The following is a 14,250-nucleotide window of genomic DNA, read 5'->3' on the forward strand; positions in this document are numbered from 1 at the left end:
AAATTATAATATCAAGGTAACTTTACTCATTGTAAAAAGTATTTGCATCTATTTAATTAAAATGTGTGGAAATAATAAAAATAAGAATTGAATTCTATTTGTTTTTTAGAATTCAACTCTTATTTATATTAATTATCAGCTATCACATTTATAATTAGTAAAGCTTTCCTGTCTATTAGTCAGGATAGATATAACTAATCCTTCCAAAACCTATCGTTGGATTGAACCAACCACGAAAATTAGCAATAAATTGGTTACCACCATAATTTGATTCTTTAACTTGAATTCTAGTTTGAGACTGGACATGAGTAACAACTGCAACATGTCCATAACCACTGTCTGTCCAACAGGCAATTGCACCAACTTGAGGCATGGTCCCAACACGAAAACCATCCCGTCTTGCGTTTGCAGCCCATTGACCACCATTCCCCCAAAAATTACTTGCCCAAGGTGCTAAAGCTTTTGCTCCCCAAGTACACTGACCAACCGGATATGCATTATAAGAATTATAGCTATAATTAGGCTTGAAAACTTTTTTAATAAAAGGTCTTTGAGTATTGCCTGGGGCAGGAGAATTTTTAGTAACTAGTCTCACTTCATAAGCTTCAACTTGCTTTACCAAATCTTCTGTTCCAGCATTTTCCCCATTCTTAGCCCAATCGAGCCAACCATATTCTTCAACATGGACTCGGTAATATATATCATACCTATCAGCAACTATCCCTGTTAGATGCATTTTTAATGCCTCAACTTGTTTAGCCTGACCAACAGTTCCACTTATTTGACCGTCCGAAACTTCTTCCTGCCATCCGATGTCCTGAATATGGGTGGAATAATGAATAGATCCCGATTCATTATTTGGTAAAGAAATTTTTATTGCTTCGATTTGCCTTGCTTGGCCAACAGTTCCACTTATCTGACCGCCCGTAACAGGATCTTGCCATCCTATATCTTGAACGTGCGAAGAATAGTATACTTGACCATTGTTATATAACTGATCTTGCTCATCAGCCGCTATGCTAGAGAAGCTTAAGAAAGTTATAAGTATAAGACAAAAATGTATAATATGCCTAATCGTTTTCTTTGACATATTAACTACTTCCTCTTTATTATACTAAAAATTTATTATTTAAAAAAATATTATTGTATATTTATTAATTTTAGAGATTAAAAAAACTTTTACTCTCAAGCAAAAGTTTTTTATATTTATACTCTCTTATTAGATATAATATTGAACGATTGTGGTTAGAAGAGTCACCATTATAAATAATGTTGCTACAAAGAATAAAGAATCTTCAACCTTTTCTTTTTTACATTCTTTTATAGAAAGATTGTTGTCTTGAATCACTAGCTGAGCAGAAATATTTAGAGTTAGTGCAAGTAATACAATGACACCTGAGAAGTACCTTCCTTGTATTCCTTTAATAGACATATCCGTTATTTCTCCCCACATTAAATACGCAGTCATTAGAATTCCAAAGATAATACCTAATGAAACTAACCAAACACCCAGTTTACTGATATTATACATTTTAGGTGCTTTCGGAGAAATTAAAATCACGATACTTATGAAAACTAAATAGAGCCAAATAAAAGCTTTTACATCATACGCAAGCCAACCAAAAGTAAAGAGAGACTGGAGTTTAAAAGGAATAAAGTTTACCCCTTCTTTTACCATCATTCGAACAAACTCAGGCAGATTTTCAATTGTATATTTTATTTTTTCGATTGGATTTATTTGAGGATTCACATTCACAATATTTAAGTTAAATCCGCTGGTTATTTTTAACCAAAGTAAACTACACAAGGCTGCCGTTCCTATCAATAATACTACCGTTAAATACTTCTTACGAGACATCTTTCCTTTAGGAATGAATAAAAGCAAGCCAATTAATAACACATACGGTAATTTAGACAAGGCTATTAATACAGATAATAAGAAATAAATAAATAAATCTTTATAGCTAACTTTATCCTTATCTAAGAAGGAATAAAACAGGCCGATTGCTAAAAATATAAGACCGTTTGCCACTGCATCCTGATTAAAGGAAGCAGCAATATATATATTGATTGGTACTATTGCTAATATACCAAAGATTTGTTGGCGCGGACCTGATTTTTTAACAGCTAATCTACATAGGAGAGCAAAGGCTAATAGATTAAAAAACCTACCAAGTAAAATGGATGCGGAAATACTTAAATGGAATACCTTGGCTATCAATATCCCAAAAGTTTGTGGTATATAACTGACAAAGGAATAACCATTTGTATTAGCTAAATTATTATACTGAACTTTTTTTGAAGATACTTCTTTTCTTCCTAAATCAGTATTCACTAAAGGTTTTTTGAAAAATTTTTCGACATCAGAAATATCTGATGAAACTAATAAATCCTGTTTATTGCTAGGTAAATAAAGATGCCCCTCACTAATGTACAAGGCTCTTGAATAATGAAAATTCTCGTCTGGCGAATCCATTACAGGAGTAAAAAAACAAAAGAAAGATCCTGTCAGCATTATAATCGAGAAAACCTTGTTATACACTTTCCCCTTTATAAATAATAGAGCACTTAAAGAAAGCCCCAGTAATAGAAAAGTTTTCTTTGGAAGAAATGCTAAATGTCCATCTAAGTATACATAAGTTATAATCAATGTTACCCAAATAGTAATTAAATAATATTTCTTTTCATACAGTTCTTTAAGAAAAGAATGTGAAAATTTAGATGTTCTTTTTTCCATCACTTTCTATTTTTCCTTGTCTAGTTCTTCAAACAGCTGATACCATTGATTTAAAATTATATCCTCTGAATAAGAATCGATAATATGTTCCCTTCCCTTAAGGGCAAGTTCTTCTAATTGATGAGGATTTTGTAGATAAAATTTCATTTTATCAGCTAACTCTTCAATAGAATTGTTTACTAATAGTTCTGGAGTTGCTGATTGAATCTCCTCAACTCCTTGACTACAATTATAGGTTATTGCAGGAGCCCCTGCAATAAAAGATTCAACTACAGCCATACCAAAAGCCTCAGATTTTGAAGTTAACACGGTAAAGTATGATTTTTGATAAACTTCTAAAACTTTACTCGTTCTCCCTTTCAGTTTGACAAACTCTTCTAGAGAAAGTGATTTGATTAAAGCTTCTAACTTTTGTCTCTCAATCCCCTCGCCGTAAATTTCTAAAGTGACATTAGGAAAATTTTGTTGAATTTTAGAAAAAGCTAAAATAATATGATCAATTTGCTTAACTGGGTCCAAGCGTCCAACAAAGGAAATAATAGATTTATCAAAATTAATCTCACTATTTGAATCTTTTATATAGCGAGGCAAAGGATTTGCAATTGCTCCCATTTTTTTAATAGGAATCTGATAAGCTTCGCTAATCTGTTTTGAATAGGCAGTTGATAAAAAAAGTATCTTATCGAGTTTAGGATATTTATTTTTAATTATATAAGGGTATACATAGTAAAGCCCCTTTGAATCAAAAACAAAATCAGCAGAACTATGCATTTGTCCAATGAATATAGCCTTATTTGAGTAGGATTTTATCACTTTCTCCATCAATAAATAAACAATTGGATTAGCAAGAATAACAATAGGATCTTTGGCCCTATCTAAGACTTGAATCAAACTCTTTTCTAATTTTTTATTAATAAATTTTTCTTGAAAAAAAATCCAAGGTTTTTGAAAGAAGATGTCTTGAGAATATAACAATACTTCTTCATAGTTTTTTGTTGTTTTCTGATAGCTCTCGCCTGCTTGAACACCACAACCAAATACAGTCACTCTATTTCCGTCAGTTGCAAAACTTTCAGCCAGTTGATCTACAACTCTTTGTACACCACCAAGGCCTCCAAGATGATGAGTGACAAAAATAATATCTCTATTCATTTTTCATTCTCTTTCTATATCTAGCAAACAGATACATTAACCCATTCCCGGTAACATAAGTAAGCATGACAATAAAAAAACTAATTGCCGCACCTAATAAACCTTGACTCTGAACTTGTCCGATAGTAATAAGTTTTGAAATTGCAAACATAGCAATATATACAATAGCTAGATAAAAATGTTTTCTAAATATTGTTAATATATTCTCAAAAAATGTAGCAATAGCATATAGGATTCCTGAAAACACAAGCAAGGTTAAAGTTAGGGTATAATTTGATAAATCAACTCCAAATACCATTTCTAGAACAGGAATACCACATAAATAGGCTAGAGCCGTGATAAGTAAACCCCCACCCAATAATACCAAAAGAACTTTTAGTAAAATTTGATCAAATATTTTAAATTCCTTGATTGACCAAAGCTTGGCTAAGTCAGTAATCAAGGGCCTGATAACCATAAAGCACAAATTCATAAAAAAGACTGGCATAAATAAAATATTGTAATCACGTTGCAAGCCTTCAGCTAAAATACCTTTTTTCATCTCAGAAGCAATAACTAATCTAGGTTCATTAAAAATCTGAGTTAAAAGGAAACCATAAAAAAATAGTGGCAAACATAATTCTAAAATTTTCCTACACTCAAGGAAATTATCTTTAGAAAATATGGAAGACCAATTAATTGTTGTGATTTTTAAAGAATGAGAATAGTCATAAACAAGAACAAAAAAGAAATTAAAAAGCGCTACAAGGGATAAGGCTAAAATGATAGACTTCGTTATAAGTAAGGAAGCAAACAATATTATAACACTTAGTCCATATCGATAAAACATTGATTTGCCAGCTATATCAAGTCGATCAACCTGCTGAAATAACCCTTGGAAAACATCGGATAATGCATCAGACACTCGATAAAGAATTAACAAAATTACAATAGCCAACGATAAAACAGATAGATCGTAATCAATCATTAGAAGATAAGGGACTATTGTCAATAACATGAAAGAGATTGTCAATAAACGAGTCGAGAAATAGGCTGTAAAGCTGTGAGTCTGATTTATATCGGTAGACTGATAATTTCTGACTTGAAAAAGACCAATAATTACCCATAAATTGCCAACTGAGGTAGCTAGACTATAATGATCTGCAACTTCAGCAGGCTGTAAGCGAGTCACAATTAATAAATAAACTACAGAAACTGCTGCTGCTGCAAGATTACCTAGTAAGTTCCAAAAGTAAATTTTTTTCTTGGTAGTCCTATTTTCTATCATCGTTCTTAATGCCTTTCAATGCAAGAATCTGCACTAAATTTTTGAACTTCGTATCTAATTTTGATAAACGAACAGTTAATTGAAATTGATTCACTAACAAAAGAAAAATCATAAAAAGAAAGATAAAATTAACAGCGGACGCAATTCCTAAAGCAGCAGCAATTGTTTCCGCCAAACTTGGGAATAGACTAAAAATCAATAATATTATAGAGAAAAATACCCAAAAAATTGCGTCATTAATCTGTACTTGAGATTTTCTAATATTTTGCAGAATAAATAGGCATGTTGAAATAGACACTACGATCAATACAAATTGAAACCAAATTGTCATTTTTATCCTCTTTTCCTAAAGTTTTGAATAATTAAAATTGAAACAAACATGTGAACCATATATTTTATAGAACGAGACAAAGTTAAATAGCTTTCTCCTGCTTGTCGTTCCTGCATAAGAACTTGAACTTCTGCAACTTTTACACCATTGTTCAACAGATATGATACTGTATCAGGCTCTGGACCGTAGTTAACATTTAGGGCAAACTCTTTTATTAAACCTTCTGTAAATAATCTCATCCCTGAAGTTGGATCATTTATCGTTTTTCCAGTCGTTAATTTTATTGCTGCACTAATCAAGGTATTACCTAACATACGAAGTGAGGAATCTCTCTTTTCAGTCACAAAACGTGACCCAATTACCAATTCAAATCCCTCATCCGCTTTTTCTTCCAAAACTCGAATGTATTCTGCTAAGTGCTGACCGTCAGCGTCAAACTGAACTGCTTTTTTATATCCGTTTTCATAAGCATATCTTAGCCCTGTTTGAAAAGCACCAGCAAGACCCAAGTTAACCGGCAAATCAACAATATTAAAATTTTTCTGATGGCAAATAGATGATGTCTTATCTTTAGAACCATCATTGATAATTACATAATCATACTGAGGATAGTTGGTAATTATATTATTTACAACATTTTCAATTGAACCTTCCTCATTGTAAGCAGGTATAATAATTAATAAATCCGAAGATCTCACTTATTTTCATTCTCCTTAAAAGACATATAGACCCATTATACTATAACCAAGCTCTTATTTCTACTATTTCCGTGCAAGTAGGAGAGAATTCATAGAATAATAAAGAAAACATATCCTTATGCTATAGTCAAGATAAGTTAAATATAATGTTCGTGAAAGAGATCATATTCATTATACTGAGTAAGATCTGAAATGTTTAACTATTATAAAAAGCCTATCACATATTTGTGCTAGGCTTATCTAAAATTTCTAAATTCCAATAATATCTAATCGTCAAATCCATTTGGATGTTTGCTCTGCCAGCGCCAAGCATCTTGGCACATCCTTGAGATATCAAATTGAGCTGCCCAACCAAGTTCTGCTTTAGCTTTAGCAGGATTAGCATACGAAGTCGCAACATCACCAGGTCTGCGTTCAACAATCTTATAAGGAATTGGTTTACCAACTGCTTTTTCCATACTATGAATGATTTCTAAAACCGAATAGCCTTTACCAGTCCCTAAGTTATATATATTCAAACCTTGCTTGCCATCAAATTTTTTCAAAGCAGCAACATGACCCTTAGCTAGATCAACCACGTGAATATAATCTCGAACACCTGTACCGTCTACAGTTGGATAATCATTGCCAAACACCTGTACTTGTTCTAGTCTTCCAACAGCAACTTGAGTTACATATGGAAGTAAATTATTAGGAATTCCATTTGGGTTTTCTCCCAAATCACCACTTTCATGAGCACCAATTGGGTTGAAATAACGAAGTAATACAATATTCCAAGTAGAATCTGATTTGTAAATATCCGTCAGAATTTCTTCAAGCATTAATTTCGTACGACCATATGGATTAGTAACTGAAACAGGGAAATCTTCTAAAATTGGAACCGTAAGCGGATCCCCATAAACTGTTGCTGAAGAACTGAAAATAATGTTTTTACAATTTACTTCTTCCATCACTCTCAAAAGAGTTAAGGTACCTGCAACATTATTTTCGTAATAGGTTAGAGGAATTTGGCTAGATTCTCCTACTGCTTTTAAACCAGCAAAATGAATCACTCCAGTAGGTTTAAAGTCCTTAAAAACTTTTAATAAAGCTTCTTTATCACAAATGTCCACTTCATAAAAAGTAATGGTCTGTCCAACGATTTTTTCGACAGCCTCTAGACTCTTTTTGCTACTGTTACTAAAATTATCCACAACAACTATCTCATGGCCAGCTTTAATAAGTTCGACCACTGTGTGAGTACCAATATAACCAGCCCCACCTGTTACTAAAATTTTATGTTTCATGATATAACTGCTCCTTTAAGAATCATTAAATTGTTTAAAATTATTTAATGACCTCTTGTGTTTTAGCATAATTAGCTTCTACTGCTTCTTTTTCAGATTTCCACCAGTCTTGGTTGTCTGTGTACCACTTGATTGTCTCTTTGAGACCTGCTTCAAAGTTAGTAAACTCTGGCTTCCATCCTAGCTCATTACGGAGCTTGCTAGCATCAATGGCATAGCGGAGGTCGTGACCAGCACGATCTGTCACATGGTCATAAGCATCAGCTGGCTTCCCCATTTCCTTAAGGATGAGCTCCAGTACTTCCTTGTTATTCTTCTCACCATCAGCACCGATCAAGTAAGTTTCACCAATTTGTCCTTTGGTCAGAATTGTCCAAACGCCTGATGAATGGTCATTGGTATGAATCCAGTCACGAACGTTTTTTCCTTCACCATAGAGTTTTGGCTTGATACCGCTCAAGATATTAGTAATTTGGCGCGGAATGAACTTCTCGATATGCTGGTAAGGACCATAGTTGTTTGAACAGTTCGAAATAGTCGCTTTGACACCAAATGAACGCACCCAAGCTTTGACAATCAAGTCTGAAGCTGCCTTGGTTGATGAGTAAGGCGAGCTTGGATTGTACTTAGTTTCAGCTGTAAATTTCTCACCTGGTCCTTCTCCATGACCTGGCAAATCTTCACGCAGAGGCAGGTCACCATAGACTTCGTCAGTCGATACATGGTGGAAACGAATGTCGTACTTACGAGCGGCTTCCAAAAGTGTGTAAGTTCCGATGAAGTTGGTGTGGATAAATGGACTCGGGTCATTGAGCGAGTTATCATTGTGGCTTTCTGCCGCATAGTGAACGATAGCATCAGCTTCAGAAGCCAGCTTATCTACCAAGGCTGCATCAGCAATATCTCCAACAACCAACTCAACACGGTCGCCTAAAATCTCTTCAATATTGGCACGATTACCAGCGTAGGTCAGCTTGTCCAGCACTGTCACATGGACATCTGGAAAGTTATTATAAACATAGTGGACAAAGTTAGAACCGATAAAACCAGCTCCACCAGTCACGATAATTTTTTTGTATTCAGTCATTTCTATTCCTTAATATTTTTATGATTGCCTTTCATGTAACAAGATAGACATTCTATTATATACTTTATATCACTTAGGCAATCAATTCTTCCACTCGCTTCGCTCGGATAGGAGCTGAGCTAAATCATATATTTTAGTATCAATTAATGAATCAGAAAAGAATTCTTTTTTACAAATCTTCTTTTCTCAAAGGTTTTACATCCTTAAGTAATGGATGGTTCTTGTCTGCTTCTGAGACTTCTGCTGCTTCTAAATTTTCCCACTGGATTCCCAGAGCTGGGTCTGCATAGTTGACAAAGGCATACTTCGGTTTGAGTTCCAAAGCCCAATAGTCATTCACTAGATAGCTATAAGAAACCGTGTCAGAAAGGACTTGGAAGCCGTTGGCTACACCACGTGGCACAAAAATACCCTTACTGGCATCGATCACTGTCTGATAGGTATTTCCAAAAGTCTCACCTTCACGCAGGTCGACCCAAGAACCTAGCACCTTACCGTCATCTGCAACAGAGATGTACTTATCCCATGGTTCAGCATGAAGACCCCGCAGGACATTTTTACGAGAAAAGCTGACATTATTTTGCAGTTTTCCTTCTGCAAAAAAGCTTTCAGGAAAGCCTAGTGGCAGCATTTTTTCCTTCTGGAAATTCTCCTTAAACCAGCCTCGGTTGTCCCCGCGAACAGGGATATCAAACTCCAGCATTCCAGGGATTCCAGGAACCTCACGCGCTGCTAATTCCTTATCAAAAAATTGTTCCGTCATCTTCTTATTCTTCTCCAATCAAGCGCAAAAGATAGTGGCCATATTCATTCTTTTTCAATGGTTGCGCCAGCTCATGCACTTGCTCTTTAGTGATATAGCCCATACGATAGGCAATTTCTTCCAGATTTGCCACCTGAACGTTCTGCATACGCTGAACTGTTTCGATATATTGAGCTGCCTCTAAGAGACTTTCGTGAGTTCCTGTATCTAACCAAGCAAAACCACGTCCCATAAGCTCTACAGACAAATCACCACGATCCAAGTAAGCCTTGTTAACATCTGTAATTTCCAATTCTCCGCGAGGACTCGGTTTGATGTTCTTGGCAATTTCTACAACATCGTTATCATAGAAATAGAGTCCTGTCACTGCATAGTTAGAGCGTGGCTGTTCTGGTTTTTCTTCGATGGAGATAGCATTCATATTCTCATCAAATTCTACAACACCAAAACGTTCTGGATCCTTAACATGGTAGCCAAAAACAGTTGCCCCTTTTTCTTTAGCAGCTGCTTTCTGAAGCATCTTACTTAAACCGGGTCCATGGTAAATATTATCACCAAGAATCAGCGCTACTCGATCATCTCCGATGAAATCAGCACCAATGATAAAAGCTTGAGCCAATCCATCGGGACTAGGCTGCTCTGCATAAGAGAGCTTAATACCAAATTCAGAGCCATCGCCCAGAAGATCCTCAAATCGAGGAAGATCAGTTGGAGTTGAGATAATCAAGATATCTTTAATTCCAGCCAACATCAGTGTCGATAATGGATAATAGATCATTGGCTTATCGTAAATTGGCATAAGTTGTTTAGATGCCGCACGTGTCAATGGGTATAAGCGAGTCCCAGATCCACCTGCAAGAATAATACCTTTCATATGTGTTTCCTCTCTGTTATATATTGCTTTTATTCTACCATTTTTACAAGCGAATGTCACTTTTTAAGATATTAACTGTTTCCAAGCAAAAAGTCTCTGAATCTAACAACTCAGAAACTCTAAAGTCCTTTATCCTAAAGCAACATCTAAAATCATCATAAGAACAAAGCCCACCATGAGACCTAAAGTCGCCACATCAGTATTGCCATTGGTCTGCGAATCCGGTATCAGCTCCTCTACCACCACGAAAATCATAGCACCCGTAGCAAAAGATAGGGCATAGGGTAGAATAGTCGTCATAGCCATGACAGCTACTGCACCTAGTACTACCCCGATTGGCTCTACAATAGCGGACATAGAACCCCCAGTAAAAAGCTTTAAGACGAGACTTACCGTCCGTCCGAATTGGAATGGACAAAGCCGCTCCTTCTAGGACGTTTTGCAGGCCAATTCCCAAAGCTAGGCCATTCGCGACGACAAAGGCCTCTAGACTAGGGTTGGCAGATAAAGCACCAAAGGCTACTCCGACTGCCAAACCTTCTGGAAAATTATGAATGGTAATAGCTAAAAAGAGCAGAGCAGTCTTGGACAGCTTCTTCTGGCTATGTTCAGGAACACTTTCTGCCTCTGAAATATCCTTACTCAGATGCAAGTGAGGCACAACCGCATCAATCAGACGTAGAAAGAAACCACCTGCTAAAAAACCTATTGCAGCTGGGAACCAAGAAAGCTTACCATAAGAGCTTTGCGCATACTCGATAGACGGTGCTAAAAGTGACCAAAAGGATGCCGCAATCATGACTCCTGCCGCAAAGCCCATCATAATATCCAGTAACTTCCTACTAATATATTTAAAGAAAAACACGATAGCCGAGCCTAGAATGGTACATCCCCATGTGAAAAGACCAGCCAAAAACGCCTGCATCAGAACTGGTTGCGATCGTAACCAGTCCATAATTTCTCCTTATCCTCTAAAATCAACCATACAAAATCGTCTTGGTTTCCCCGATACAGTGTTCTTCCTCATTCCAGTAATGAATCCGCTCAAAAGATCCTTTCCGCCAGTAGAGGGGCAAACGTTCACGTATGTCATTCTGCATATCTATCTGGTCAAGTTCCGAAATCTTCCACCATTTGGGCTCCCCTTCATGATCGTTTCCCCTAACTTGCCCTTCAAATGCAGTACAAAGAAAATCATAATACACATACCGTTCTTTTTTACTTGGATTAGTGAATCCTGAAATCCCCTTCAATTCCAAGTTTAGAGCAGTCAGCCCCGTTTCTTCTTTTAATTCGCGCCTTGCAGCTTCGAAAAAAGATTCTGGAAACTCCACCTTTCCGCCTGGTTGTATCCACCCTTTAAAGTTATCATGCTGGCGATTAAGCAGTAAAATTTCATCATCTTTTTTCACACAAACATTGACCCAATTCAAAATAGTTTCTGTCATATCAAACCTTCTTCACATACCGCTCGATAGGATAGTCTTCTGGATTCAACAGCACCGCTTCTCCTAGAGCCATCTGAGCCAATTGGCGTCCGATGAGAGGGCCAGTTGTCAGACCAGAAGAGCCCAATCCGCTGGCAGCGTAAACATGCGACAAGTTTGGAACAGCTCCAAAGAAAGGCGCAAAGTCGCTGGTATAAGCCCGTGTTCCCACGCGCTCGCCTAGAATCTCTGCAGTAGCCAACCTCGGCAAGTAAGTTTCCGCTTCTTGCTGCAACTGATTCAATACCGTCTTATCAACTGTCAAATCAAAGCCCTGATCATTTTCATGACTGGCCCCTACACTAACCTTGCCCGCCAGAAAGGGAATGATATCCAGCTCGCCCTCAGGCATAACCACAGGGTAGTCATCCGTCTTTTCAGCCAGCTTAAAATCACGTAGCTGTCCCTTTTGCGGCCTAACATCTGTCTTATAGCCCAGTGGCTGCAAGATTTCTCCCAGCCATGCCCCCACAGCCAAGATAACACAGTCAAATCTACGGCCATCCACCAGAAGTTGCTCTGCATCTACTGTCAATCTTACCTTTTTCTCAACCAACTCTGCCTTGCTAGCTTTCAGAAGCGTCTCCGTCAAGAGTGCTCCCTCAACACGGGCACCGCCAGAAGCATAGAGAAGCCGCTCAAAGCCTTGCAAGTCTGGAAATTTCTCCTGGGCTTCCTGACGGCTGAGAAAACTCAACTCCCCTATTAAGGGCGACTCTTGTCGACGATTAGTAGCCAAATCATAAAGCTCCTGCAGCTTGCTCTCGTCCTTTTTCAGCAGATAAACACCTGTTTGTTGGTAAAAATCTGTCTGGATACCCGCAGATTTCAAATCCGCAATTAAATCTTGATAAAAATCAGCGCCCAGACGCGCCATCCTGTACCAAGCCTTGTTGCGACGCTTGGAAAACCAAGGACTGATAATGCCTGCGGCTGCCTTGGTTGCCTGCCCCTTGCCGTCATCAAAGACAGTCACTTCCACATCCGGGGATTTGGACAGATAGTAAGCTGCTGTTGATCCGACGATCCCCGCTCCAATCACTGCTACTTTTTTCATGTCGCTCCCTCTCAAATATGCCGGAAAGGATTGGTCGAAGCCTGACTAGCCAGAATCTCAATCTCCCATCCTTCTTCTACCTTCCAAGTATCAAGCTTTTCTTTTAATTTTTCAGTAAAAAGAACCTCGATATGATGTCCAGGATCCAGTGCCAAAAGACCTTCTGTCAGTATTTCCTGAGCTGTATGATAGTAAATATCACCAGTAATGTAGACTTGCGCTCCCTTGGCAATAGCCTCTGGATAAAAGGACTGACCGCTACCACCACAAATAGCTACACGCTCAATCACGCGTTCGAAATCTGTTTCATCATAAGTAACCAGACGCAAACTATCTAGTCCAAAAGTTGCCTTGACCTTAGCCGCAAATTCCCCAAAGGTCTGAGGAGCAATCTTCCCTACGCGGCCAATACCGTAATCTGGCCCCGTCTGACTAAGAAAACTTGTCTCCTCAATATCCAATAGCTGGCAGAACCAGTCATTAAGTCCGTCCTCCACAACATCAATATTGGTATGACTGACATAGACAGCAATATCATGCTTGATGAGGTCTAAAATGATTTGATTTTGTGCCTTATCCGCCACTAGGTCCTTAAGCGGGCGAAAGATAGGAGCATGCTTAACAATAATCAGTCCAGCACTTGCTTCGATAGCCTCCGCCACCGTCTGCTCACGAATATCCAGCGCTACTAGAACCTTGGCTACTTCTTTATCCAAAGTTCCGATTTGCAGGCCTGATATGTCGCCCTCCATGGACAATTCCTGCGGGCAATAGGCTTCATAACGGGCAATAATTTCACTTGCTAACATGAAGCACCTCCTTGATACTTTCGATTTTTTTGGACATAGCAGAGCGTTCTAGCTCATTTTTTTCTGGGATACGAGCCAGTACTTCTTTGAGTTTTTTCAGTTCTTTCTGCCATCTTAGCTGAAAAGCAGGTGACTGTTCCTTCATCAGAAAAGGACCAAAACGCTTTTCTTGCTCTGTCAAAGTTTGCTGGCCAGCTCCTGCTACCAGGATTTCGTAAAACTTACCAGCTTCTTCTAAGATATCCTCAGCCAGCAAGTGAAAGCCGTTAGATACCAGCCAACTACGAAGCTCATCCTCTCGGTTATTGGGCTGCAAAATCAAGCGGGAAATAGACCCAAGCTTAGCTCTGCCATTTTCCAAAATCTCCGAAATCAAGCGACCACCCATACCAGCGATAACGATAGTATCAATCTGATCTTCCGCTTCAAAAGCAGCTAGGCCATTTGCCAAGCGAACCTCAATCTGCTCCGTCAGTCCATGCTCTGCCACATTTTTCTGGGCAGACTGAAAAGGTCCTTCCACCACTTCACCGGCCAGAGCCTTTTCTATCCGTCCCTGCTGAACCAGGTAGATCGGCAGGTAGGCATGATCGCTCCCCACATCCAGAAGCTTAGCCTTATCTGGCACAAAGGAAGCTACTCGCTCCAAACGTTGGGAAATCATCTTTTTTTGCATTGCACACTCTTTTCTAAACATTCTTT

The 14,250-nt window shown here is 38.0% G+C and carries 14 protein-coding genes and 2 pseudogenes; all 16 read right to left on the reverse strand.

Annotation, left to right across the window (positions count from 1 at the left end; all coding sequences use genetic code 11):
• Window positions 1-175 precede the first annotated feature (175 nt).
• On the reverse strand, window positions 176-736 hold the full coding sequence (locus HMPREF3108_RS11055) for a CHAP domain-containing protein (protein ID WP_371106294.1): 561 nt from the start codon (window positions 734-736) through the stop codon (window positions 176-178).
• A pseudogene (locus tag HMPREF3108_RS11060) lies at window positions 734-1,090 on the reverse strand (hypothetical protein); the annotation flags it as partial. The gene HMPREF3108_RS11055 and the pseudogene HMPREF3108_RS11060, both read right to left, overlap by 3 nt.
• Window positions 1,091-1,219: 129 nt before the next feature.
• Complete coding sequence (locus HMPREF3108_RS05430) at window positions 1,220-2,737, reverse strand: DUF2142 domain-containing protein (protein WP_070493666.1); 1,518 nt, start codon at window positions 2,735-2,737, stop codon at window positions 1,220-1,222.
• A gap of 6 nt (window positions 2,738-2,743) precedes the next feature.
• A complete protein-coding gene (locus HMPREF3108_RS05435; protein ID WP_070493671.1) occupies window positions 2,744-3,889 on the reverse strand; it encodes a glycosyltransferase in 1,146 nt (381 codons plus the stop codon).
• Window positions 3,882-5,156, reverse strand: coding sequence for a lipopolysaccharide biosynthesis protein (locus HMPREF3108_RS05440; protein ID WP_070493673.1), 1,275 nt, complete (start codon window positions 5,154-5,156; stop codon window positions 3,882-3,884). Before HMPREF3108_RS05440 ends, HMPREF3108_RS05435 begins: the two co-directional genes overlap by 8 nt.
• Window positions 5,143-5,487 (reverse strand): DUF2304 domain-containing protein, encoded by a 345-nt coding sequence (locus tag HMPREF3108_RS05445; RefSeq protein WP_070493676.1) that lies wholly within the window; start codon window positions 5,485-5,487, stop codon window positions 5,143-5,145. The genes HMPREF3108_RS05440 and HMPREF3108_RS05445 overlap by 14 nt, the downstream gene beginning before the upstream one ends.
• Before the next feature lie 2 nt (window positions 5,488-5,489).
• Window positions 5,490-6,185, reverse strand: coding sequence for a glycosyltransferase family 2 protein (locus HMPREF3108_RS05450; protein ID WP_061585130.1), 696 nt, complete (start codon window positions 6,183-6,185; stop codon window positions 5,490-5,492).
• A 266-nt stretch (window positions 6,186-6,451) separates the two neighbouring features.
• Entirely contained in the window at window positions 6,452-7,471 is a 1,020-nt protein-coding gene (gene galE / locus HMPREF3108_RS05455) for a UDP-glucose 4-epimerase GalE (protein ID WP_070493679.1), read from the reverse strand.
• 40 nt (window positions 7,472-7,511) lie between these two features.
• A complete protein-coding gene (rfbB, locus tag HMPREF3108_RS05460; protein ID WP_070493682.1) occupies window positions 7,512-8,558 on the reverse strand; it encodes a dTDP-glucose 4,6-dehydratase in 1,047 nt (348 codons plus the stop codon).
• A 169-nt stretch (window positions 8,559-8,727) separates the two neighbouring features.
• Entirely contained in the window at window positions 8,728-9,321 is a 594-nt protein-coding gene (locus HMPREF3108_RS05465) for a dTDP-4-dehydrorhamnose 3,5-epimerase family protein (protein ID WP_015605114.1), read from the reverse strand.
• A gap of 4 nt (window positions 9,322-9,325) precedes the next feature.
• Window positions 9,326-10,195, reverse strand: coding sequence for a glucose-1-phosphate thymidylyltransferase RfbA (gene rfbA, locus HMPREF3108_RS05470; RefSeq protein ID WP_045502668.1), 870 nt, complete (start codon window positions 10,193-10,195; stop codon window positions 9,326-9,328).
• Window positions 10,196-10,324: 129 nt separating this feature from the next.
• Window positions 10,325-11,150 (reverse strand): annotated as a pseudogene (locus tag HMPREF3108_RS05475) (ZIP family metal transporter).
• Between the two features lie 22 nt (window positions 11,151-11,172).
• Entirely contained in the window at window positions 11,173-11,643 is a 471-nt protein-coding gene (locus HMPREF3108_RS05480; RefSeq protein WP_048779432.1) for an 8-oxo-dGTP diphosphatase, read from the reverse strand.
• A 1-nt stretch (window position 11,644) separates the two neighbouring features.
• Window positions 11,645-12,739 carry an NAD(P)/FAD-dependent oxidoreductase gene (locus HMPREF3108_RS05485; protein WP_048779430.1) on the reverse strand — a complete coding sequence of 365 codons (1,095 nt, stop codon included), beginning with the start codon at window positions 12,737-12,739 and terminating at the stop codon, window positions 11,645-11,647.
• 11 nt (window positions 12,740-12,750) lie between these two features.
• The gene (locus HMPREF3108_RS05490; protein ID WP_048779428.1) at window positions 12,751-13,548 is read right to left on the reverse strand and encodes a Nif3-like dinuclear metal center hexameric protein; all 798 of its coding nucleotides are present in this window, start codon (window positions 13,546-13,548) and stop codon (window positions 12,751-12,753) included.
• A complete protein-coding gene (locus HMPREF3108_RS05495; protein WP_048779425.1) occupies window positions 13,535-14,224 on the reverse strand; it encodes a tRNA (adenine(22)-N(1))-methyltransferase in 690 nt (229 codons plus the stop codon). Before HMPREF3108_RS05495 ends, HMPREF3108_RS05490 begins: the two co-directional genes overlap by 14 nt.
• Window positions 14,225-14,250: the final 26 nt, after the last annotated feature.

The organism is Streptococcus sp. HMSC10A01, from assembly GCF_001807785.1.
GTDB lineage: Bacteria > Bacillota > Bacilli > Lactobacillales > Streptococcaceae > Streptococcus > Streptococcus gordonii.